The following is a 23,751-nucleotide window of genomic DNA, read 5'->3' as shown; positions in this document are numbered from 1 at the left end:
GGCGCGCTCTTCATCTATAGGCTCAATCGACAGGTACTCCCATGAGCATCACGCAATTCAAGAACACCGCAACCCTGAAGCTGGAAGCGTCGAATCCAGTCGCCGTACCACTGGGCATGCCCGTGGCGGTGGCCTCGACCACCAGCGTTGAACGCGACGATGGCGTCGAAACCGGCGTCTGGGAATGCACGCCCGGCCGCTGGCGGCGGCAGATCGTCGCCCAGGAGTTCTGTCACTTCATCCAGGGACGCTGCACGTTTACCCCGGATGACGGTGAAACCCTGCACATAGAAGCCGGCGATGCACTGATGTTGCCAGCCAACAGCCTTGGTATCTGGGATGTCCAGGAAACCGTGCGCAAGACCTACGTTTTGATTTTTTGATCCTCTGATTGCCTGCCAGCTCTCCAATAAAAAGAAGACAAACCAAACAGGAATCGACTCATGATCCGAAAGACACTGACTCTGGCTCCACTTGCGCTCTTCGCGACTCTCGGCCACGCGGGCGAGACCGTCAAGATCTACAACTGGTCGGAATACATCGCCCCGGACACCACCAAAAACTTCCAGAAAGAAACCGGCATCGCGTTCAGCTACGACGTCTTCGACAGCAATGAAACCCTCGACGGCAAATTGATGACCGGCAAATCCGGCTACGATGTGGTCTTCCCGTCCAACCATTTCATGGCGCGGCAGATTCAAGGCGTGGCGCTGAAGAAACTCGACAAGAGCCAACTGCCGAACTGGAAAAACCTCAACCCGGCGTTGCTCAAGGCCTTGCAGAGCAACGATCCGGGCAACGAACACGGCTTCCCGTATCTCTGGGGCAGCACCGGCATCGGTTACAACATCGCCAAGGTCAAGGCCGTGTTGGGTGATAACGCGCCAGTGGACTCCTGGGACCTGATTTTCAAACCCGAAAACATGCAAAAGCTGCAGAAGTGCGGCGTGGCCATCCTCGACAACGGCCCCGAGCTGTTGCCGGCGGCACTGAACTACCTGGGCCTGCCGCATCACAGCAAGAACCCGGAAGACTACAAAAAGGCTGACGCGCTGCTGATGAAAGTCCGCCCGTATGTCAGCTATTTCCACTCGTCCAAGTACACCAGCGACCTGGCCAACGGTGACATCTGCGTGGCCGTCGGCTTCTCCGGTGACATTCTGCAGGCCGAAAACCGTGCGAAAGAAGCCAAGAACGGCGTCGACATCGGCTATTCGATTCCCAAGGAAGGCGCCGCCATCTGGTTCGACATGGTTGCCATGCCCGTAGACGCCCCGGATGAAAAAGCCGGCTACGCCTTCATGAACTACCTGCTGCGTCCGGACGTCATGGCCAGCATCAGCAACTACGTGCATTACGCCAACGGTAACGAACAGGCCGACAGTTTGATCGACCCGGCGATCAAGAATGACACCAAGGTCTACCCGAGCCCGGAGATGATGGGGAAATTGTTCGCGCTGGAGGCGATGCCGCTGAACATCGACCGGGTTCGTACGCGGGTGTGGAACAAGATTCGGACCGGGAGTTAAGAGTTCATATCTTGTAGTCATTGGGTGCTCATCGGGTTGACTGACACGCTGTAGATTCCTGGCCTCCTTTCGATGGATCAGGAGGCAATGGAATGCCTGTTTATACAAATGCGGGTCAGCTACGCGTTGGTCACTTCTCTGAGTCCGGACGTATTTATCTGCTAACGGCTGTCGTTGACCAACGGCAGCCGTTTTTTGTTGATTGGCGACTGGGGAGGTTGGTCGTTCAGGAGTTACGTCAGGCGCAGGAGGAGGGTTGGGCGGATTTTTTGACGTGGGTTGTCATGCCAGACCATATGCATTGCCTGGTGCAGCTGCATGACAAGACGCTGGCGGAGCTGATGTGCCGAATCAAATCCCGGAGCGGTTTGGCGGTTAATCAGGCGTTAGGGCGGCGAGGGAGGTTGTGGCAGAAGGGGTATCACGATCGTGCGGTTCGGCGGGAGGAAGATGTGAAGGCGCTTGCCCGGTATGTCGTGGCCAACCCAATACGAGCAGGACTGGTGACACGCGTTCATGATTATCCGCTGTGGGATGCGTGTTGGTTGTGAGTATCTGACGACTGCTGCGCAGCCGAACGCAGCCTTCGGCAGCTGCTACAAGGATTGTGGTGTACGCGAAACCTGTAGCAGCTGGCGCAGCCTGCGTTCGGCTGCGCAGCAGTCGTCAAAAACTCTAATTCAATAAAAATTCAACTGATATCAATGTGCTGGCACTCATATTAATAACTCACACAAAGTGAGACCCCATCGACAAAAAATAACTTACCTCTATTTAATAATTAAATAACAAATTGTCAGACAATTTGCGCAAACCGTCATCTAACAAACAATATTTCGACAGCGCAGGCATTGTTTCCGGGTACTTGCAGGAACAACTCAATTTGACGTCAAAAAAGTAGTGGACGTTTGATTTCAAATTGTGTCAGTTTTCTTTCGCCTTCATTGGGCGAGTGATAGGACGATCTCGCCAGAGATTGTCGCTGTCTGACAAAAAACTGTTCCATAGCTAAACAAGGAAGTGTGTTTATGTCGAAAGTAAAAGACAACGCTATTGATACCGCCGAACAGGCGTTCCAGCCACTGCAAGCATTGGCTGCATCCAGTTCTGCGTTCAACCAGATCAATAGCTTCAGCCATCAGTATGATCGGGGCGGTAACCTTACGGTCAATGGCAAACCCTCCTTCTCCGTCGACCAGGCAGCTACCCAGTTGCTGCGCGATGGCGCTGCCTACCAAGACAAGGACGGCAGCGGCAAAATCGAACTCACCTACACGTTCCTGACCTCGGCGTCGTCGAGCACCATGAACAAGCACGGGATTACCGGGTTCAGCCAGTTCAGCGCTCAGCAGAAAGGCCAGGCTGTGCTTGCCATGCAATCCTGGGCCGATGTGGCCAATGTCACGTTCACCGACAAGGCCACGGGCGGCGACGGTCACATGACCTTCGGCAACTACAGCGGCGGTCAGGATGGTGCAGCGGCCTTCGCCTATCTGCCTGGCACGGGTGCGGGTTACGACGGTACTTCCTGGTACCTGACCAACAGCAGCTACACGCCAAACAAAACGCCGGACCTGAACAATTACGGCCAGCAAACCCTGACCCACGAAATCGGTCACACCCTGGGCCTGGCCCATCCTGGCGACTACAACGCCGGCGAGGGCGCTCCGACCTACAACGACGCGTCCTACGGGCAAGACACCCGCGGTTACAGCGTCATGAGCTACTGGAGTGAAAGCAATACCAGCCAGAACTTCAGCAAGGGCGGCGTCGAAGCCTATTCGTCCGGTCCGCTGATGGACGATATCGCGGCCATCCAAAAGCTCTACGGCGCCAACACCACCACCCGTACCGGTGACACCACTTACGGCTTCAACTCCAACGCCGGGCGCGACTTCCTGAGCGCGACTTCGTCGTCGGACAAGGTTGTGTTTTCGGTATGGGATGCGGGCGGCAAGGACACCCTGGACTTCTCCGGTTTCACCCAGAACCAGAAAATCAACCTCAATGAGGCCTCGTTCTCCGACGTTGGCGGCCTGGTGGGTAACGTGTCCATCGCCAAGGGCGTCACCGTCGAGAACGCTATCGGCGGTTCGGGTAACGACCTGCTGATCGGCAACAGCGTGTCCAACGAACTGAAGGGCGGTGCCGGCAACGACATCCTCTTCGGCGCGGGCGGTGCGGACAAACTGTGGGGTGGCGCCGGTTCGGATACCTTCGTGTTCGCGGCCAGCAGCGATTCCAAACCCGGTGCTGTCGACCAGATCCTCGATTTTGTCAGCGGCCTGGACAAGATCGACCTGACCGGTATCACCAACGGCGCAGGCCTGCATTTCGTGAACTCGTTCACCGGTGCGGCAGGCGATGCGGTGTTGACCTCTTCGGGTGGCAACAGCCTGTTGTCGGTGGACTTCTCCGGGCATGGCGTGGCTGATTTCCTGGTCAGCACCGTGGGTCAGGCGGCTTACTCCGACATCGCTGCGTAATGTGAGGTGAAAAGGAGGGCGGCGCAGACGCGCTGCTCTCTGCACCTTGATCGGAGTAAAGCGCCTTATGATCGATAACGGCTTCACTTACAGAGCAACCGCGTGGCTATTGGCGACGTTCATGATGTTTTTTGGAGATTTAGCCATGGCAAGCAGCCTGAAATTAGCAGACCCCTCGGAACTGGCCGGCAAATGGCAGGCGACCCTGATCGCCAAAGATGACTCGCCAGAGTCCCAGGCGTTGCAGGACAAACCGTCCAACGCCTGCGTCATCGACTTTCAACCGAAACAGACGCTGGGTGAGGGCGCCGATTGTCTCAGCGCCTGGCTGGACGGCGAATCTGCGATTGGCTGGTTCCCTGAGCCGGATGGCCTGGCGATCACCGGCAAAGAAGGCTCAAAGATTCTATTTCTCAGCCGCCAACGCAACGGATCGTATAAAGCCACATTGAAATCCGATCTGGTCATAACACTTGTGCGTCAGGTGCAATAACACGATTTGAATATAGCGCTCGTCATTGCCGACATAAGCGCGACACAACTAGTGGAGGCGCTCTGCCGCCCACGAAAAGTTGTTATTAGTTTGTAAGCGCTACTGCAAAGCCTATATCCGTCCCTGCGCGGACAGTTAATGGAAACTTCGCCAGATAGGGCGAGGAATAACACCTCAGGAATAACCCATGAAGATGGCAAAGAGCCCGGCCACCGCACCATTATTCAAAGCGCTGGGCGACTACAAGAGCATCCTGATCAGCGTCGGTTGTTTTACTGCGTTAATTAACGTGCTGATGCTGGTCCCGTCGATTTACATGCTCCAGGTCTACGACCGCGTGCTGTCTTCGCAAAATGAAACCACCTTGGCGATGCTGTCGTTGATGGTGGTCGGGTTCTTTGCCTTCATCGGTTTGCTTGAGATCGTGCGTAGCTTCATCGTTATCCGCATCGGCAGCCAACTGGAGCGCCGCTTCAATCTTCGGGTCTATCAGGCCGCATTCGAGCGCAACCTGTTTCGGGGCGAGGGCAACGCCGGGCAAGCCTTGGGGGACCTGACGCAAATTCGCCAATTCGTCACCGGTCCTGCGCTGTTTGCCTTCTTCGATGCGCCGTGGTTTCCGGTCTACCTGTTCGTGATCTACCTGTTCAATGTCTGGCTCGGCGTGTTTGCGACGGTGGGCGCGGTGGTGCTGATTGGCCTTGCTTGCCTCAACGAGACAATGACCAAAAAGCCCTTGGGTGAAGCCGCAGGGTATTCCCAGAAATCCAGCCAACTGGCCACCAGTCACCTGCACAACGCCGAAACCATTCAGGCCATGGGCATGCTCGGGGCATTGCGTAAACGCTGGTTCCAGGTCCATTCACGTTTCCTCGGCCTGCAGAACCAGGCCAGCGACACCGGTGCAGTCATCAGCTCTCTGAGCAAAACCCTGCGCCTGTGCCTGCAATCGCTGGTGCTGGGGCTGGGTGCATTGCTGGTGATTAAGGGCGACATGACCGCCGGGATGATGATCGCCGGTTCCATCCTGATGGGTCGGGTCCTGAGCCCCATCGATCAGTTGATCGCCGTGTGGAAACAGTGGAGCGGCGCCAAGCTCGCTTACCGTCGTCTTGATTCGTTGCTGCAAGCCTTTCCACCGAGTGACGAGGCCATGGCGCTGCCGGCACCGAAAGGCCAGATCACCTTCGAACAGATCAGCGCCGCGCCGCCGGGGCAACGGGCGGCCACGCTGCATTTGGTCAATTTCAGCCTCGGTGCCGGGGAAGTGCTGGGCGTGCTCGGGGCGTCCGGTTCCGGCAAATCGACATTGGCCCGGGTGCTCGTTGGCGTCTGGCCGACGCTGGGCGGTACGGTGCGGCTCGACGGCGCGGACATTCATCGCTGGAACCGCGACGATCTTGGCCCCTACATCGGTTATCTGCCACAGGACATCGAGCTGTTCAGCGGCAGCATCGCCGAAAACATCGCCCGGTTCAGCGAGGCGGACCCGCAAAAAGTCGTTGCAGCCGCGCAGCAGGCCGGCGTTCACGAACTGATTCTGCGCATGCCGCAAGGCTACGACACCGTGCTCGGCGAGGACGGCAGCGGCTTGTCCGGGGGGCAGAAGCAGCGTGTGGCACTGGCCCGCGCCCTGTATGGCAACCCGCGCCTGGTGGTGCTGGACGAACCGAATTCCAACCTCGACACCGTGGGCGAAGCAGCATTGGCCAGCGCCATTGCGCAAATGAAAGCCCAAGGCACCAGCGTGATTCTGGTCACCCATCGCTCCTCGGCGCTGGCCCAGGCCGACAAGTTGCTGGTGCTCAACGAAGGACGCTTGCAAGCCTTCGGTCCGAGCCAGGAGGTGCTGAAAGCGCTTTCCGGCGCCCAGGAACAGCAACGGGGAAAAGCCGCGCAAGCACCGGGCGGGCTCAGCATGAGCCGGCAGTATCAGCCTTCGACAAGGAATTCGGGTGTATGAGCAACATCAGCGAAGCCACCATGGAACACGACTACATCGCAGAACGCCCTGAGCGCGACGCGCGTTTCTTCGCCCGCATGGGCTGGATTCTGGCGATCGTCGGCGCCGGCACTTTCTTCACCTGGGCCAGTCTCGCGCCTCTTGACCAAGGCATTCCCGTGCAAGGCACGGTCGTGGTGTCGGGCAAGCGCAAAGCCGTGCAATCGATGAGCAGTGGCGTGGTCAGCCAGATTCTGGTGCGCGAGGGCCAAGTGGTGAAGCAGGGCCAGCCATTGTTCCAGCTCGACCAGACGCAAGTCGCCGCTGACGTGCAATCGCTGCAAGCGCAATACCGCATGGCCTGGGCCAGTCTGGCGCGGTGGCAGAGTGAACGGGACAACCTCAAGCAAGTGAGTTTCCCCGCTGAACTGAGCAACAATCCTGACCCGCGTCTGGCCTTGGTGCTGGAAGGTCAACGGCAGTTGTTCAGCAGCCGCCGTGAAGCGTTTTCCCGCGAGCAGGCTGCCTTGCGCGCCAGCATCGAAGGCGCCAGCGCGCAACTGGCTGGCATGCGCCGCGCCCGCACGGACTTGACTGCCCAGGCCAGCTCTCTGCAACAACAGCTGAGCAACCTTCAGCCCCTGGCGGATAACGGCTACATCCCGCGCAATCGGTTGATGGAGTACCAGCGTCAGCTGTCGCAAGTTCAACAACAATTGGCAGAAAACACCGGCGACAGCGGCCGTGTGGAGCAGGGCATCCTCGAATCGCGGTTGAAACTGCAGCAGCACATCGAGGAATACCAGAAAGAGGTCCGCACCCAACTGGCCGATGCGCAATTGAAAAGCGTGACGCTGGAAGAGCAACTGACCTCCGCCGGGTTCGATCTGCAACACAGCGAGATCATCGCCACGGCCGATGGCATTGCGGTCAACCTCGGGGTTCACACCGTGGGCGCAGTGGTGCGTCAGGGCGAAACCTTGCTGGAGATCGTGCCTCAGGGGACGAGTCTGGAGGTGGAAGGGCACCTGCCGGTCAACCTGGTCGACAAGGTCGGCACGCACTTGCCGGTGGACATCTTGTTCACTGCATTCAACCAGAGCCGTACGCCGCGCGTGCCCGGCGAAGTCAGCCTGATCTCCGCCGACCAGATGATCGACGAGAAAACCGGTGCGCCGTATTACGTGCTGCGCAGCAGCGTCAGCGATCAGGCCATGGAAAAACTCAATGGTCTGGTGATCAAGCCTGGCATGCCGGCGGAAATGTTCGTGCGCACCGGTGAACGTTCACTCCTCAACTATTTGTTCAAGCCGCTGCTCGACCGGGCAGGTTCCGCGTTGACTGAGGAATAAGGATGTTCCGCTGTATGAATAAGCTTTCCATGCTCGCCGCGACCCTGGCGTTGCTGACCTGCAACAGTGTGCTGGCGATGGGACCGTTCGACATCTACGAACAAGCATTGCGCAATGATCCGGTGTTTCTCGGCGCCATCAAGGAACGCGATGCAGGCCTTGAAAACCGCGCCATCGGCCGCGCCGGGCTGTTGCCCAGGATCGGTTACAACTACAACAAGGGGCGCAACTCCTCCAAGGCCACCGCCCTCAATGAGCGCGGGCAGAACCGGACCGATGACCGCAACTACAGCAGTTACGGCTCGACCCTGACCCTGCAACAACCGCTGCTCGACTACGAGGCTTACGCGTCGTACCGCAAAGGCGTGGCGCAATCGCTGTTTGCCGACGAAGCCTTTCGCGGCAAGAGCCAGGAATTGCTGGTTCGGGTGCTGGAGAATTACACCCACGCGCTGTTCGCTCAGGATCAGATCGACATCGCGCAGGCCAAGAAAAAGGCTTTCGAGCAACAGTTCCAGCAGAACGAACACATGTTCCGACAGGGCGAGGGCACGCGCACCGACATCCTTGAGGCCGAGTCCCGCTATGAACTGGCCACGGCCGAGGAAATCGAAGCCCGTGATGAGCAGGACGCGTCGTTACGAGAGCTGGGCGCGCTGATTGGCGTGCCGGCGATCGACATCGGGGATTTGGCGCCGCTGGATCAGAGTTTCCAGACGTTCACCCTGCAGCCGGCCAATTACGACACCTGGCACGAGATGGCCGTGGCCAACAACCCGAATCTGGCTTCGCAGCGTCATGCCGTGGAAGTCGCGCGTTATGAAGTCGAACGCAACCGCGCCGGGCACCTGCCCAAAGTCAGTGCCTACGCCTCGGTGCGCCAGAACGAGTCGGAAAGCGGCAACACCTACAACCAGCGTTACGACACCAACACCATCGGCATCGAAGTCAACGTGCCGCTGTACGCCGGCGGCGGGGTTTCTGCATCGACCCGTCAGGCCAGCCGCACCATGGAGCAGGCCGAGTACGAACTGGATGGCAAGACCCGGGAAACCCTGATCGAGCTGCGTCGGCAGTTCAGCGCCTGCCTGTCGGGCGTGAACAAGTTGCGGGCTTATCAGAAAGCCCTGAAGTCTGCCGAAGCGCTGGTGGTTTCGACCAAGCAAAGCATCTTGGGCGGTGAGCGCGTCAACCTCGATGCGCTGAACGCCGAACAACAACTATTTACCACCCGCCGCGATCTGGCACAGGCACGCTACGACTACTTGATGGCCTGGACCAAGTTGCATTACTACGCCGGGACATTGAATGAGCAGGATTTGGCCAAGGTTGACGAGGCGTTCGGCCAAGGCCCGAGAACCCAATAGATGCCCCCCTGTAGGAGCTGTCGAGTGAAACGAGGCTGCGATCTTTTGATCTTCAACGCTTTCAAGAACGTTAAAAGATCGCAGCCTCGTTTCACTCGACAGCTCCTACAAAAAACAAAAAAAGCGAGAAGTCATGAACACGGACGTACAGATCAAGCCGATGTCGGTCGGCACGCTATTACTCCTGGTGTCAGCAATGCCTGGCTCGGCGCAAGCCGCTTACCTGGAAGCCGGCGTGCCCGGCGATGCCGCCAGTTGGCGCTCGGCGGAGTTCCAGCGCGACTGGGGACTCGCCCGCATGCAAGCCGATCAAGCCTACGCCGCCGGCATCACTGGCAAAGGCGTGAAAATCGGCGAGCTCGATTCAGGCTTCGATGCTGCCCATCCCGAATTCGCCACCGACCGTTACCACGCGGTGACCGCCAGCGGCAGTTACGTTGACGGCTCCCGGTTCAATGTCGACGGCACACTCAACGCCAACAACGACTCCCACGGCACGCACGTCGCCGGCACTATCGGTGCCTCGCGCGATGGCACCGGCATGCACGGCGTGGCCTACAACGCGCAGGTCTACGTCGGCAACACCAACAAGAACGACAGCTTCCTGTTCGGCCCCAACCCTGATCCACGCTACTTCAAAGCGGTCTATAACGCGTTGGCGGATGCCGGTGTGCGAGCAATCAACAACAGCTGGGGCAGCCAACCGCCGGACGTCAGCTATCGGACCCTCGACGATCTGCATGCGGCCTACGCCCAGCACTGGAACAAAGGCACCTGGCTCGATGAGGCGGCGGACGTTTCCAGGCGCGGCGTGATCAACGTGTTCAGCGCCGGTAACAGCGGTTACCCCAACGCCAGCGTGCGCTCAGCTTTGCCTTATTTTGAGCCGGACCTGGAAGGCCACTGGCTGGCGGTGTCGGGGCTGGATCAAGGCAACCAGCAGAAATACAACCAGTGCGGGATCGCCAAGTATTGGTGCATCACCACCCCCGGCGCAAAGATCGACAGCACCATTCCCGGCGCAGGCTATGCGATCAAGTCCGGCACCTCCATGTCCGCGCCGCATGCCACCGGTGCCTTGGCGCTGGTGATGGAACGCTATCCGTACATGAACAACCAGCAGGCGCTGGAAACCCTGCTGACCACCGCCACCCAACTCGACGGTTCGATCACCGAAGCGCCCAATACCCGCGTCGGCTGGGGCGTCGCCAACCTCGAACGGGCGATGCACGGGCCGGGGCAATTGCTCGGACGTTTCGATGCCAATCTGGGGGCAGGGCAGAGCGATGTCTGGAGCAACGACATCACCGACAAGGCGCTGATCCAGCGTCAGAGTGAAGACGCGGCGGAACACAGTGCCTGGCAACAGACACTGAAGACCAAAGGTTGGGAGAACGGTGTACCTGTCGGTGCCAGCCAGCAGGATCAGACCGACTATGCGGTGGGCTCGGCACGCGATCTCGCCGCCTCCACTCGGGTCTACGAAGGCAGCCTGATCAAATCCGGTGGCGGACGCCTGATGCTGACCGGCAACAGCACTTATCGCGGGCCGACCACGGTGAATGGCGGTCTGCTGTCGGTCAACGGTTTGCTGGCATCGCAAGTGACCGTCAATGACAGCGGCACGCTGGGTGGGTCGGGACGCGTCGGCTCACTGACCGCCAACCGCGGCGCTACGGTTGCGCCCGGCAATTCCATTGGCACCTTGCAGGTCATCGGCGACGTCACGTTTGCGCCGGGCTCGACTTACGCGGTGGAGCTATCGCCGACCGATAGCGACCGGATCGTCGCGGGCGGCACGGCCATGGTCAGCGGCGCGACCGTCAGCCTGTCACTGGAAAATAGCCCGACCTTGCTCAGCACTCAACAAGTGCAAAGCCTGCTCGGTCATCAGTACAACATCCTGCAAGCGGCCGGCGGCGTTCAAGGTCAGTTCGGCGAGGTGCTGCCCAACTATCTGTTCATCGGCGGCAACCTCGATTACGCCGCCACCGGCATTCAACTGAGTGTCGAGCGCAACGACACGACCTTCGCCAGCGTTGGCCAAACGCCGAACCAGCGCGCCGTAGCCTCCGCCGTGGAAGGGCTAGGGGCGGGCAATCCGGTTTACGAAAGCCTGCTGCTGTCGCCCACCGCGACGTCCGCCCAACAGGCGTTTCAGCAGTTGTCGGGGGAAATCTATCCGGCGCTGGGATCGGTACTGATTAACGACAGCCGCTACCTGCGTGATGCTGTCGGCGAGCGACTGATTGACGCCCAAGGCACTCAAAGCAATGGCTGGATCAAGGCGCTGGGCGCCTGGGGCAAGACTGATGAACGCCATGACACCGCCGGTTACACCACCTCGATTGGCGGCTTGCTCGCCGGTGTCGACGGAGCGTTCGATGAGCAAACCCGGATCGGTCTGGTCACCGGCTATAGCGACAGCTCGGTGAGCATGGGTTCTGGCACTCGCTCATCGGCCAAGGTCGACAGCTATCACCTGGGTGCTTATGCCGGCCGCGAGTCAGGTGCCTGGCGTCTGAGTGCCGGCGGTGCCTACAGCTGGCATCGCGCCGACGTCAAACGTGACCTGCAATACGGCGACGTCAGCGCCAAACAGAAAGCCAAGGTCGATGCCGGGACCACCCAAGTGTTTGGTGAAGCGGCGTATCGCCTGAACCTGCAAGCGCTGGCGCTCGAACCTTTCGCGAATCTGGCTTACGTGCACCTCGACACCGAAGGTTTCACCGAGAAAGGTGACGCCGCCGCACTGAAAAGCAGTGGTGACACGCGTGACGCGGTGCTCAGCACGTTGGGCGTGCGCGCATTGAAAACCGTGAACCTCTCCGGCCAGCAGAAACTGGACCTGAGCGGCAGCCTCGGCTGGCAGCACAACCTGAGCCATACCGATTCTGAAGAGCATCTGGCGTTTGCCGGCGGCAGCACAGCATTTTCCGTGGAGAGTTCGCCAATGGTGCGTGATGCGGCGCTGCTGGGCGCCCATGCCAGCCTCGCCCTGAGCCGGGACATCCGCTTGAACCTCGATTACACGGGCCAACTGGCCAGCCGCGAGAAAAGCCATGGAGTAGGCCTCAGCCTCAATTGGCAGTTTTAACCCGAACCCTGTAGCAGCTGCCGAAGGCTGCGTCCGGCTGCGTAGCAGTCGCAAAATCAGGCACTGCGGTCCGTCAGATACACCGTGCATGCAGGGTTTACGACTGCTGCGCAGCCGGACGCAGGCTGCGCCAGCTGCTACAGGACGTGTGAATTTGATGGGTGCTTTTCAAGGCACAGGGATTTTGGCAACACAACTAAGGACGGTAGCTGGATGAATAACAAGCACAACAACCTGGCCTTGCTCTGCGCATTGGCCACCCTCGGTACCGCGCAAGCGGCGCCTTACGTGGAAAACGGTAGAGCAGGCGATCCCAACAGTTGGCGCAGCACTGAATTCAATGCCGATTGGGGGCTGGGAGCGGTCAACGCACAAGAGGCCTACGCCGCCGGTTACACCGGTAAAGGCGTGAAGCTGGGGATCTTCGATCAACCGGTCTACGCCGCGCATCCGGAGTTTTCCGGCCCGAACAAAGTGATCACTCTGGTCACCAGCGGCATCCGCGAATACACCGACCCGTACATCCCGGTCAAAGCCGGCGATGTGTTTCGCTACGACGGTTCGCCCTCGATCGGTTCCAACGGCAAGCTGGGTGCCCACGGCACCCACGTTGGCGGAATCGCTGCCGGCAGTCGCGATGGCGGCCCGATGCATGGAGTGGCGTTTGGCTCGCAGATCATCAGTGCGGACAACGGAGATCCGGGCCCGGAAGACGGCATCATTCGCGGCAACGACGGCGCGGTCTACAAGGCCGGATGGGATGCCTTGATCGCCAGCGGCGCACGGATCATCAACAACAGTTGGGGCATCGGCATCACCGATCGCTTCGACCTCGGCGGACGCAACCCCGCCTACCCGCATTTCACCGTGCAAGACGCGCAATTGCAGTTCAACGAGATCCGTCCGTTGCTCGGGACCAAACCGGGCGGAGCCTACGATGGCGCCATCGCGGCGGCTCGCAGCGGTATCGTGACGATCTTCGCGGCCGGCAACGACTACAACCTCAACAACCCGGACGCTATCGCCGGCCTGGGCTATTTCGTCCCGGACATCGCGCCGAACTGGGTCACCGTGGCGGCGTTGCAGAGGAACCCGGACCTCAACAGCCCGGACCTCTACAACATCAGCACCTTCTCATCGCGTTGCGGCTACACAGCAAGCTTTTGCGTGTCCGCACCGGGCAGCAAGATCTACAGCTCGATCATCAGCGGTACCAACGCCGACAACCTGACCACCGGCTACGCCAACTACAACGGCACCTCAATGGCGGCGCCGCATGTCGCCGGTTCCATGGCCGTGCTGATGGAACGCTTCCCGTACATGACCGGCGCCCAGGTCGCCAGCGTGTTGCGCACCACGGCCACCGACCTCGGTGCGCCAGGTGTCGATTCGCTCTACGGCTGGGGCATGATCAACCTGCGCAAAGGCATCGATGGCCCGGCGATGTTTGTCACCGAGCAAGACATTCCCGAGGAGTTCCGCATCCAGGGTGCCTACGGTTCGAGCCAGTTTGTGGCGGACTTGCCGGGGATCGGCGCGATCATCGACGCGGGCAAACCGACTGAACGCGTGTGCAATGACGTGCACTGCGGCCTCGACACGTGGCGCAACGACATTTCCGGCCATGGTGGCCTGACCAAGCAGGGCATCGGCACGTTGGTGCTGACCGGCGCCAACACCTACGCCGGCCCGACGCTGGTCAATCAGGGCCGATTGGCAATCAACGGCTCGCTGCTCTCGGCGGTCACCGTCAACGATAGCGGGATCCTTGGTGGTAACGGTCGCATCAGTGCGCTCACCGCGAAAAGCGGCGGCACCGTGGCGCCAGGTAACTCAATTGGCACCTTGCAGGTGGCGGGCGACGTGACCTTCGAACCTGGCTCGACGTACGCCGTGGAGTTGTCGCCGACCAGCAGCGATCAGATCGTGGCGGGCGGTAAAGCCGTGATCGACGGCGCTACCGTCAGCCTGTCTCTGGAAAACAGTCCGACCTTGCTGACCACCAGCGAAGTGAAATCCCTGCTCGGCCATCAGTACAACATTCTGCAAGCGGCCGGCGGGATCGAAGGGCGTTTCGGCGCCGTGCTACCGGATTATCTGTTCATCGGAGGCACACTCGGCTACTCGGCCAATGGCATCCAACTGGCGGTAGAGCGCAACGCAGCGTCCTTCGCCAGCGTCGGACAAACCCCGAATCAACGCGCCGTCGCCGCGGCCGCCGAGCAACTGGGCGCCGGCAATGCGCTCTATGAAACCTTGCTGCTTTCGCCGACCGCCGCCGTCGCGCAACAAGCCTTTCAGCAACTGTCCGGTGAGATTCACCCGGCGATCGTCACGCTGCTGATCAACGACAGCCGTTACCTGCGCGATGCCGTCGGCGAACGCCTGCGCGAGCGTGATCTGTTCAATGCAGCGGCACCCACCGATGACCGTAGCAACGCCTGGGTCAAAGTCCTCGGCGCCTGGGGCAAGAGCGATGGCGGGCATGACAACGCCAGTTCCAACAGCTCCATCGGCGGCTTGCTGGCCGGTGTCGACGGTCTGATCACGGAAGATACGCGGCTGGGTTTCGTGACCGGTTACAGCGACAGTTCGTTGAGCATGGGCGATGGCACGCATTCGTCAGCCTCCGTCGACAGCTATCACTTGGGCGCCTACCTGGGCCATGAAATCGATGCGCTGCGTTTGAGTGTCGGTGGCGCTTACAGCTGGCACCGCATCGACGTGAAACGTGACCTGCAATTCGGCGACCTCAGCGGTAAACAGAAATCCAAACGCGATGCGACGACTGCGCAACTGTTTACCGAAGCGGCGTATCGCCTGGACCTGCAACCGCTGGCGCTGGAACCGTTCGCCAACCTGGCTTACGTGCACCTGAACAGCGACAGCTTCACCGAGAAAGGTGATGCCGCGGCGCTCAAGGGTGGCGAAGACAACCGCGACGCCGTGCTCTCGACCCTCGGCCTGCGGGCGAGCAAAGCGATTGCCCTGTCGGACAAACAGCAGCTGGAACTGTCCGGCACGCTGGGCTGGCAGCACAATCTGAGCAACACCCGTTCCGAAGATCATCTGGCCTTCGCCAACGGCAATACCGCATTCAGCGTGCAGAGCGTTTCCCTGGATCGTAACGCCGCCGTTGTGGGTGCGCGGGCCGGTTTGGCGGTGGCGCAGGACGTTCGTTTGAGCCTGGATTACAACGGACTGCTTGGCTCCAACGAGAAAGACCACGGTGTGGGTCTGACACTCGACTGGCAGTTCTGATTTAACGTAAAGGAAGCAAACCTATGGGACTGTTTGATTACAAAAATGCTGACGGCAAGGCGTTGTACAGCGACGCCATCGCGCTGACGCTGTATGCGTACACGCCAACAGGTAAACCGCTGCCGGCGACCGGTTGGGCGCCGATTGGCGCCACGCAGCTGGGTTATCAAGGCAAGGTCGGCGCACAAGGCACCTACTATGGTGAGAAGGATGGCTTCACCAGCGCCGAAGCCGAAGTGCTCGGCAAGTACGACGCGGCGGGCAAGCTGATCGGTATCGGCATTGCCTTCCGAGGCACTGGCGGCCTGGGTTACAGCGACACTTTCGGCGACATGAAAAACAATCTGCTGGCCGCCGTCGGCCCGGTGGATTACGCGACGAACTACGCGAAAAACGCTTTCGACAATTTGCTCAAGGACGTCGCTACGTTTGCGCTCGCCCATGGCCTGAACGCCAGGGATGTGCTGGTCAGCGGTCACAGTCTCGGTGGATTGGGCGTCAATAGCCTCGCCGAACTGAGCGGCAACAACTGGGGCGGTTTCTTCAAGGAGGCCAACTACGTTGCCTTCGCCTCGCCGACCCAGAGCGCTACCGGCAACAACGTGCTGAACATCGGTTACGAGAACGATCCAGTGTTTCGGGTACTCGACGGCACCACGTTCAGCAGCGGTTCCCTGGGCAAGCACGACGGACATCAGGACTCGGCGACCAACAACATCGTCAACTTCAATGACCAGTACGCGTCCACCTCGCAGAACCTGGTGCCGTTCAGCATCCTCAACCCGCTGAACTGGTCGGCTCACGGCTCGCTGGGGTATGCCGACGGGTTGAACCGGGTGATCGACTCGCGTTTCTACGACCTCACCGACAAGGACTCGACGCTGATCGTGTCCAACCTGGCGCAAGCGTCCCGGGGCAAGACCTGGGTCGAGGACCTTGGACGCAGCGGCGAACCTCACACTGGCAGCACATTCATCATCGGCACCGACAGCAACGACCTGCTCAAGGGCGGTGCCGGCAATGACTTCATCGAAGGCCGCGATGGCAATGACCGGTTCCGCGATGACGGTGGCTACAACCTCCTGCTGGGCGGCAAGGGCAGCAACACCTTCGAATTGCAGAAGCCGTTGCAGAACTTCAGCTTTGCCAACGACGGCGACGGCACGCTGTACGTGCGTGATGCCTATGGCGGCATCAGCATGACCCGCGACATCGGCGCTCTGGTCAGTAAAGAGTCGGGCTCATGGTCGGGGAGCAAGGAGGTGACTTACAGCGTCACCGCCAACGGTTTGCTCAACGGCAGTGAACTGACCCACTACAACCACTCGCTTAACGGTGATGCCTACGGCAACACACTGGCAGCCAGCGTCGACGGCGACTGGTTGTTCGGCAATGCCGGCAACGATCTGCTGCGCAGTGACAAAAGCCACGTGACCTTCGTCGGTGGCGCGGGCAATGACGTAATGCAGGCCTCAGGTGGCAACAACACGTTCCTGTTCAGCGGCGCCTTTGGTTTCGACGTAATCAATGGCTACCAGAGCAACGACAAACTGCTGTTCATGGGCGTTCAGGGCGCGGGGCAGGGTTATGACTTCAAGCAACACGCTTCGCAGTCGGGCCATGACACGGTGCTGAAGATTGGCGACTTTGCCGTGACCCTGGTGGGGGTGGGACTGGATAACCTGTCGGCTTCAGGCATTACGTTTGCCTGAGGCTGCATGCACTAAATGCTCCGGGGCGCCTCATGATCGGGCGTCCTGGTTGTGAGCTATCTCTAGCAATTCCAACAAAGAGAGAGGCAATACCAATGGGTGTGTACGACTACAAAAACTTCGGTACAGCCGATTCCAAAGCGTTATTTACCGACGCGATGGCGATCACGCTGTATTCCTATCACAACCTGGATAACGGCTTTGCCACCGGCTATCAGCACAACGGCTTCGGCCTTGGCTTGCCGGCGACACTGGTGACCGCACTGATCGGTGGCACCGACTCCCAGGGCGTCATTCCCGGAATCCCATGGAATCCCGATTCGGAAAAAGCCGCACTGGACGCGGTGCAGAAAGCCGGCTGGACGCCCATCACCGCCACGCAACTGGGCTATGACGGCAAGGTCGACGCACGCGGAACGTTCTTCGGCGAAAAGGCCGGGTACACCAGCGCTCAGGTGGAAATCCTCGGCAAGTACGACGCGCAGGGGCATCTTAGCGAAATCGGTATCGCCTTTCGCGGCACTAGCGGCCCACGAGAAAGCCAGATCAGCGACTCCATCGGCGATGTGATCAATGATCTGCTGGCGGCGCTAGGGCCCAAGGATTACGCCAGTAACTACGTCGGCGAAGCCTTCGGCAACCTGCTTGGCGACGTTGCGGCCTTTGCCCGGGCCAATGGCCTGTCGGGCAAGGACGTGCTGGTCAGCGGTCACAGCCTCGGCGGGCTGGCGGTCAACAGCCTGGCGGATTTGAGCAACGACAAGTGGGCCGGGTTCTACCAGGATTCCAACTACATTGCCTACGCCTCGCCGACCCAAAGCGGCACCGACAAAGTGCTGAACGTCGGTTACGAAAACGACCCGGTGTACCGCGCCCTCGACGGTTCATCGTTCAACCTGTCGTCGGTGGGCGTGCACGATGCCGCCAAGGTTTCGACGACCGATAACATCGTCAGCTTCAACGACCACTACGCCTCGACAGCGTGGAATGTGCTGCCGTTTTCGATCCTCAACATCCCGACCTGGATCTCGCACTTGCCCACCGCCTATGGCGACGGCATGAACCGGGTGATCGAGTCGAAGTTCTACGACCTCACCAGTAAAGACTCGACGATCATCGTCGCCAATCTGTCGGACCCGGCGCGCGCCAACACTTGGGTTCAGGATCTGAATCGCAACGCTGAAACCCACAAGGGCAGCACCTTCATCATCGGCAGTGACGGCAACGATCTGATCCAGGGTGGCAAGGGCAATGACTACCTGGAAGGCCGCGATGGCAACGACACCTTCCGCGACGGTGGTGGTTACAACATCCTGTTGGGCGGCAAGGGCAACAACGTACTGGATGTGCAGCAGTCGGTGAAAAACTTCGACTTCGCCAATGACGGCGCCGGAAGCCTGTACATCCGCGATGCCAATGGCGGCATCAGTATTACCCGCGACATCGGCAGCCTCGTGACCAAAGAGCCAGGGTTTCTGTGGGGGGTGTTCAAGGATGACGTGACCCACAGCGTCACTGCCGAAGGCCTCAAGGCGGGCAACAACCTGACTCAGTACGCGTCAACGGTAAAGGGTGGCGCCGGCGCCGATACGCTCACGGCTCACGCGGGTGGCGATTGGTTGTTGGGGCTGGACGGCAACGACCATTTGCTCGGCGGCAAGGGCAACGATGTGTTTGTCGGCGGGGCCGGTAATGACTTGCTGGAATCGGGAGGCGGGATCGATACGTTCCTGTTTAGCGGTGCGTTTGGTCAGGACCGGGTGGTTGGCTACCAGGCCAGCGACAAACTGGTGTTTCTCGGGGTTCAGGGTGTGACGCCGAATGACGACTATCGGGCGCATGCCACGGCGGTGGGGCACGACACGGTGCTGACGTTTGGGGGGGATTCAGTGACGTTGGTCGGGGTTGGGCTGGATAGCTTGCCGGGCGGGGGAATCGTTATCGCCTAGGTTTGCTGCCACACCATCAAAAGATCGCAGGCTTCGCCAGCTCCTACGCCGGTCGTGGGTGTAGGAGCTGGCGCAGCCTGCGATCTTTTGATTTTGCTGTTCAGTCTTCCTGTCGAATCGTGGTCACTTCATCGGCCTTGACCTTCACTTTCGCCCCGGAAATATCTTCGAACTCGAAGAAGCCGTCCTTGGTCTTGGTTTTCGGCGTGTCCTTGGTCAAATACTGGGTGCCGTTCTGCAGCGTCACAACCGTTGGTGTCGAGCAACCGGCCAGGGCCAAAAAGGCCGCTACCGCCAGGGGCAAGCCCAGAGTCTTGATATTCATAACCACCTCTCATCCTTCAAAAAAACAGCGCGACTGCCACGAGCGAAATCAATCGTCACTGTACCTCTAACGCGGTTGGTGCGATGGATCGGCAGAAAGTTCATAGCCATCCGAAAAATTACCGAATAACGCCGCCGCTGATCCTTTTCCGTTTGCACCGGGCAGGGCGTAGCTGGTATCTGTACGCATAACCAGTACTCGCTCGCCATGGCCTTTTTCCTGTGACTGCAAACCCTCTCGACGATCCGTTCTACTACTTGAACAACTTCATGCAAGTGCTTGATTGGCTTGAGCATCGCTATGCCGATGTGCTGAGCGTCGAAGAGCAACACTTCATTCGCGAGTTCAAGCGGTTGCCCCGTGAGTCCAGGGCGCTGCTGGTCAGGATGGTGATGCGCAAGGGGAGTCACTTCCGGGCGAGCAAGCTGCATTACGTCGAAATCGGCGACATCGCCATCGCCGCCGGCCCACTGCTGACGCTGGGCTGGATCGATGAACAATCGCCGCTGTCGATCGAAGCGCTGTTCGAGGTGTTGCTCAAGGCCGAAATTCTCCAGTGTTTTGGCACCACCATCGATCAACCAAAAGGAAGAAAGACCGATTGGCTGCCCGCATTGAGCGAACAGTTTCCTCAGGCTCACAGCTTCGGCCAGTGGTGCCCGTCGCTGGATGACCGATTGTTCAGCCTGACCATCATGGGCCTGTGCGACCGCCTGCGCTTGATGTTTTTCGGCAATCTGTACCAGGACTGGTCCGAGTTCGTGCTAGCTGACCTGGGCATCTTTACCTATGAAAAAGTCGAGTTCTGCGCCGACTCCCGAGGCCTGCGCAGCCGTGACGACGTGGACGCCTGCCTCTTCCTTCATGAGTGTCAGCAGCATTTCGAGGCCGGCGAAGCCGTGGACGGCATTGTCGAGCAGATAAAAGGGCTGGCGCTGAGCAATCCCTGGCTGCAACGACGTCGCGGCAAATTGTTATTCCAGATAGGTCAGCACTGCGAGCGCATGGCGGATTTCTCTACCGCACTGGCGATCTACCGCGAGTGTGCCTATCCCGGCGCGCGCCTGCGGTTGATTCGCGTGTTGGAGCGCTGCGGTGAATATCAGCTGGCCATGGACCTGGCCGCCGCGGTGGAGCAATCGCCGGAAAGTGCCGCCGAACAGCAACAATTGCTGCGTGTGCTGCCCAGGCTGCGGCGCAAGTTGGGCGGGCCGGTGATAAAGCGCTCGTCCCCACGGGAGATGCTGCGCCTGGACCTGCAACTGCCCAGAACCGACCCGGCGTTGTCGGTGGAGTCTTACGTTCAGGCGCATTTGGCGCAAGAGTCGGCACCGGTGCATTACGTCGAAAACAGCCTGATCAACTCGCTGTTCGGTCTGCTGTGCTGGCCGGCGATTTTCGCGCCGTTGCCGGGGGCGTTTTTCCACCCGTTCCAGCGTGGGCCGGTGGATCTGCTCAATGAGGACTTTCACGCGCGCCGCGCGGAGCTGTTCCAGGGTTGCCTGTCTGAACTCGATGACGGGCGTTACCGCCAGACGATTCGTGAACGCTATGCCAGCAAGTGGGGCGTGCAGTCGCCCTTCGTGTTCTGGGGTGTACTGAGCGAAGAATTGCTCGATCAGGCACTCGATTGCCTGCCGGCCGAACACCTCAAGCACTGGTTCAATCGACTGCTGTTGGACATCAAGGCCAATCGCGCCGGCATGCCAGACCTGATCCAGTTTTGGCCGCAGGACAAAACCTACCGGATGATCGAAGTCAAAGGCCCCGGTGATCGCCTGCAAGACAATCAATTGCGCTGGCTCGAGTTCTGCCATGAGCACCAGATGCCGATTGCCGTCTGCTACGTGCAATGGGCGGAGCAGAGCGCTTGAGTTACAGCATCGCGGTGCGGGCGCTGTGTGAGTTCACCGCCAAGGTCGGTGACCTCGACCTGCGTTTTACGCCTTCGCCGACGGCGCTGGAAGGGATTGTCGGCCACCGTACGGTGGCGTCCCGGCGCAGCGAGGGCTACCAGAGTGAAGTCGCGCTTGAAGGCCTGTATCAAACGTTAAAGGTAAAGGGCCGGGCCGACGGCTACGACCCCGCGCAAAATTGCCTGGAAGAAGTCAAAACCTATCGCGGCGACTTGAGCAAGCAACCGGCCAACCACCGTCAGCTACACTGGGCGCAGGCGAAGATTTACGGCTGGTTGATGTGCCAGAAACTGCAGCTGGCGCAGATCAATCTGGCCCTGGTGTACTTCAACATCGTCAATGAAAAGGAAACCTGCCTGGTCGAGGCTTTCAGCGCCGCGCAATTGCGGCTGTTCTTCGAACAACATTGCGCCTTGTTCCTGCTCTGGGCCGAGCAGGAAATGGCTCATCGCGAAGGGCGTAATCGGGCCGCGCAACAACTGGCGTTTCCCCATGCCGACTTTCGACCCGGGCAACGCCATCTGGCGGAATCGGTGTTCAAGGCCGTCAGCACCGGTCGTTGCTTGATGGCTCAGGCGCCTACGGGGATCGGCAAGACGGTCGGCACGCTGTTCCCCATGCTCAAGGCCCTGGCGCCGCAGCAATTGGACAAGGTGTTCTTCCTCACGGCGAAAACCCCGGGGCGCAAACTGGCGCTGGACGCCGCGCAAGTGATCCTCGACAGCGCCGACGCGCCACCCTTGCGGGTGCTCGAAATGATCGCCCGGGACAAGGCCTGCGAGCATCCGGACAAAGCCTGTCACGGAGAATCCTGCCCGCTGGCCCAGGGGTTTTATGATCGTTTGCCCGCCGCTCGCCAGGCGGCCAGCAAGTTGTCCCTGCTGAACCAGAACGCTTTGCGCGAGGTCGCCCTGCAACACGACGTCTGTCCCTACTACCTGAGCCAGGAAATGGCCCGCTGGGCAGACGTGTTGGTCGCCGATTACAACTACTATTTCGATTTCAGCGCGCTGCTGTTCGGGCTGGCCCAGGCCAATAACTGGAAAGTCGCGGTGCTGGTGGACGAAGCGCACAACCTGGTGGAGCGTGGCCGGCAGATGTACAGCGCCAGCCTCGACCAATCGACCCTCAACGGTGTACGAAAAACCGCACCCGAGGCGTTGAAAAAACCCTTGCAGCGGGTCAACCGTGAGTGGAATGCCCTGCATAACCTGCAACTCGGCGCCTATCAGGCCTATGACAAGGCGCCGGAAAAACTGCTCCAGGCGTTGTTATCGTGCAGCGCGAGCATCGGCGACTACCTGAACGATCATCCGCAAGGCCTGGACGGAGCGTTACAGAACTTCTATTTCGACATGCTGCAATTTTGCCGGGTGGCCGAGCTCTTTGATGAACAGTTTCTGTTCGACATCAGCAAGCGCGACCTCGACCGCCAGCGCAACCTGTCGCAGCTGTGCCTGCGCAACGTGGTGCCCGCCGGCTTCATCCGCCCGCGCTTGACGGCAGCACGCAGCAGCGTGCTGTTTTCCGCGACCCTGAGCCCTCGCCACTACTATGCCGATTTGCTCGGCACGCCGGTGAACACGGTGTGGATAGACGTTGAATCGCCATTTCACGCCGATCAGCTGCAAGTGCACATCGTCAGCCAGATCTCTACGCGATTCGTCCATCGCCAGTCTTCCCTTGCGCCGATCGTCGAGCTGATTGCCCGGCAGTTCAGCCAACGTCCCGGCAATTACCTGGCGTTTTTCAGCAGCTTCGATTATTTGCAGCAAGTGGCGCAGTTGCTGGCCGAGAAACATCCACACATCCATCTGTGGTCGCAGTCCCGGGGCATGGGGGAAGGGCAGCGACAGGACTTTCTTGATCAGTTCACCGCCGAGAGTCAGGGCGTCGGTTTCGCGGTGTTGGGCGGGGCTTTTGGCGAAGGCATCGACTTGCCGGGCGCGCGGCTGATCGGAGCGTTTATCGCCACCCTCGGACTGGCGCAACTCAATCCGGTCAACGAGCAGTTGAAACAGCGCATGGCGGCGATTTTCGGCGCCGGTTATGACTACACCTACCTGTTTCCCGGTGTGCAGAAAGTGGTGCAGGCGGCGGGGAGGGTGATCCGCACCCAGCAGGATCAAGGGGTGGTGATGTTGATCGATGACCGGTTTGGCGATAGCAAGGTCAAGCAGTTACTGCCGCGCTGGTGGTCGATTGCTCCGAGGATTTTGCACGCTGTCGAGTAGGATTTTTTACTTTAAAAACATCGACATATCTTGAAAGAAAGGCCCGTTTGAACAATCAGTGAATGCCGTCTTTATTCAAAGAGCCAGT

15 protein-coding genes are annotated in these 23,751 nt (G+C 59.7%); 14 read left to right on the top strand and 1 reads right to left on the bottom strand.

Features of this window, described 5'->3' with window-relative positions; all coding sequences use genetic code 11:
- Positions 1 to 41: 41 nt before the first annotated feature.
- The 12 genes from CUN63_RS27945 to CUN63_RS27890 all read left to right on the top strand — a co-directional run bounded on the left by CUN63_RS27945 (position 42) and on the right by CUN63_RS27890 (position 19,188).
- Positions 42 to 383 carry a cupin domain-containing protein gene (locus tag CUN63_RS27945; protein ID WP_129444225.1) on the top strand — a complete coding sequence of 114 codons (342 nt, stop codon included), beginning with the start codon at positions 42 to 44 and terminating at the stop codon, positions 381 to 383.
- A gap of 60 nt (positions 384 to 443) precedes the next feature.
- Positions 444 to 1,529: a polyamine ABC transporter substrate-binding protein gene (locus CUN63_RS27940; RefSeq protein WP_129444223.1), complete on the top strand. Its 1,086-nt coding sequence runs from the start codon at positions 444 to 446 to the stop codon at positions 1,527 to 1,529.
- 92 nt (positions 1,530 to 1,621) lie between these two features.
- The gene (locus tag CUN63_RS27935; RefSeq protein WP_129444221.1) at positions 1,622 to 2,080 is read left to right on the top strand and encodes a transposase; all 459 of its coding nucleotides are present in this window, start codon (positions 1,622 to 1,624) and stop codon (positions 2,078 to 2,080) included.
- A gap of 477 nt (positions 2,081 to 2,557) precedes the next feature.
- Entirely contained in the window at positions 2,558 to 4,015 is a 1,458-nt protein-coding gene (locus tag CUN63_RS27930) for a serralysin family metalloprotease (RefSeq protein ID WP_129444219.1), read from the top strand.
- Between the two features lie 67 nt (positions 4,016 to 4,082).
- Positions 4,083 to 4,508, top strand: coding sequence for an AprI/Inh family metalloprotease inhibitor (locus CUN63_RS27925; protein WP_129444217.1), 426 nt, complete (start codon positions 4,083 to 4,085; stop codon positions 4,506 to 4,508).
- A gap of 187 nt (positions 4,509 to 4,695) precedes the next feature.
- Positions 4,696 to 6,471, top strand: a complete 1,776-nt coding sequence (locus CUN63_RS27920; protein ID WP_129444215.1) for a type I secretion system permease/ATPase — start codon at positions 4,696 to 4,698, stop codon at positions 6,469 to 6,471.
- A complete protein-coding gene (locus CUN63_RS27915; protein WP_129444213.1) occupies positions 6,468 to 7,802 on the top strand; it encodes an HlyD family type I secretion periplasmic adaptor subunit in 1,335 nt (444 codons plus the stop codon). The genes CUN63_RS27920 and CUN63_RS27915 overlap by 4 nt, the downstream gene beginning before the upstream one ends.
- Before the next feature lie 2 nt (positions 7,803 to 7,804).
- Positions 7,805 to 9,169: a TolC family outer membrane protein gene (locus CUN63_RS27910; protein WP_129444211.1), complete on the top strand. Its 1,365-nt coding sequence runs from the start codon at positions 7,805 to 7,807 to the stop codon at positions 9,167 to 9,169.
- A 133-nt stretch (positions 9,170 to 9,302) separates the two neighbouring features.
- A complete protein-coding gene (locus CUN63_RS27905) occupies positions 9,303 to 12,266 on the top strand; it encodes an autotransporter serine protease (RefSeq protein WP_129444210.1) in 2,964 nt (987 codons plus the stop codon).
- A gap of 213 nt (positions 12,267 to 12,479) precedes the next feature.
- Positions 12,480 to 15,527: an autotransporter serine protease gene (locus tag CUN63_RS27900; RefSeq protein ID WP_129444208.1), complete on the top strand. Its 3,048-nt coding sequence runs from the start codon at positions 12,480 to 12,482 to the stop codon at positions 15,525 to 15,527.
- A 23-nt stretch (positions 15,528 to 15,550) separates the two neighbouring features.
- Positions 15,551 to 17,239 carry a polyurethanase gene (locus CUN63_RS27895; protein WP_129444206.1) on the top strand — a complete coding sequence of 563 codons (1,689 nt, stop codon included), beginning with the start codon at positions 15,551 to 15,553 and terminating at the stop codon, positions 17,237 to 17,239.
- A 95-nt stretch (positions 17,240 to 17,334) separates the two neighbouring features.
- Positions 17,335 to 19,188 carry a polyurethanase gene (locus tag CUN63_RS27890; RefSeq protein WP_129444204.1) on the top strand — a complete coding sequence of 618 codons (1,854 nt, stop codon included), beginning with the start codon at positions 17,335 to 17,337 and terminating at the stop codon, positions 19,186 to 19,188.
- 100 nt (positions 19,189 to 19,288) lie between these two features.
- On the opposite strand, the gene CUN63_RS27885 is transcribed toward CUN63_RS27890, so the two are convergent.
- A complete protein-coding gene (locus CUN63_RS27885; RefSeq protein WP_129444202.1) occupies positions 19,289 to 19,513 on the bottom strand; it encodes a YgdI/YgdR family lipoprotein in 225 nt (74 codons plus the stop codon).
- A gap of 221 nt (positions 19,514 to 19,734) precedes the next feature.
- Between CUN63_RS27885 and CUN63_RS27880 the strand changes: the two genes are divergently transcribed.
- Both CUN63_RS27880 and CUN63_RS27875 read left to right on the top strand, forming a co-directional pair.
- A complete protein-coding gene (locus tag CUN63_RS27880) occupies positions 19,735 to 21,387 on the top strand; it encodes a VRR-NUC domain-containing protein (protein ID WP_129444200.1) in 1,653 nt (550 codons plus the stop codon).
- Positions 21,384 to 23,663, top strand: coding sequence for an ATP-dependent DNA helicase (locus CUN63_RS27875; protein ID WP_129444198.1), 2,280 nt, complete (start codon positions 21,384 to 21,386; stop codon positions 23,661 to 23,663). The genes CUN63_RS27880 and CUN63_RS27875 overlap by 4 nt, the downstream gene beginning before the upstream one ends.
- The last annotated feature ends 88 nt before the right edge of the window (positions 23,664 to 23,751 follow it).

Origin of the sequence: Pseudomonas sp. ACM7 (genome assembly GCF_004136015.1) — a bacterium.
Lineage (GTDB): Bacteria > Pseudomonadota > Gammaproteobacteria > Pseudomonadales > Pseudomonadaceae > Aquipseudomonas > Aquipseudomonas frigoris.
This window is presented reverse-complemented; position numbering and strand designations above follow the sequence as displayed.

Coding starts and splice junctions, on each gene's coding strand:
- CUN63_RS27920 (WP_129444215.1), top strand. CDS start 4,696: ATGAAGATGGCAAAGAGCCCGGCCACCGCACCATTATTCAAAGCGCTG.
- CUN63_RS27890 (WP_129444204.1), top strand. CDS start 17,335: ATGGGTGTGTACGACTACAAAAACTTCGGTACAGCCGATTCCAAAGCG.
- CUN63_RS27900 (WP_129444208.1), top strand. CDS start 12,480: ATGAATAACAAGCACAACAACCTGGCCTTGCTCTGCGCATTGGCCACC.
- CUN63_RS27925 (WP_129444217.1), top strand. CDS start 4,083: ATGATCGATAACGGCTTCACTTACAGAGCAACCGCGTGGCTATTGGCG.
- CUN63_RS27910 (WP_129444211.1), top strand. CDS start 7,805: ATGTTCCGCTGTATGAATAAGCTTTCCATGCTCGCCGCGACCCTGGCG.
- CUN63_RS27895 (WP_129444206.1), top strand. CDS start 15,551: ATGGGACTGTTTGATTACAAAAATGCTGACGGCAAGGCGTTGTACAGC.
- CUN63_RS27940 (WP_129444223.1), top strand. CDS start 444: ATGATCCGAAAGACACTGACTCTGGCTCCACTTGCGCTCTTCGCGACT.
- CUN63_RS27935 (WP_129444221.1), top strand. CDS start 1,622: ATGCCTGTTTATACAAATGCGGGTCAGCTACGCGTTGGTCACTTCTCT.
- CUN63_RS27915 (WP_129444213.1), top strand. CDS start 6,468: ATGAGCAACATCAGCGAAGCCACCATGGAACACGACTACATCGCAGAA.
- CUN63_RS27930 (WP_129444219.1), top strand. CDS start 2,558: ATGTCGAAAGTAAAAGACAACGCTATTGATACCGCCGAACAGGCGTTC.
- CUN63_RS27885 (WP_129444202.1), bottom strand. CDS start 19,513: ATGAATATCAAGACTCTGGGCTTGCCCCTGGCGGTAGCGGCCTTTTTG.
- CUN63_RS27905 (WP_129444210.1), top strand. CDS start 9,303: ATGAACACGGACGTACAGATCAAGCCGATGTCGGTCGGCACGCTATTA.
- CUN63_RS27945 (WP_129444225.1), top strand. CDS start 42: ATGAGCATCACGCAATTCAAGAACACCGCAACCCTGAAGCTGGAAGCG.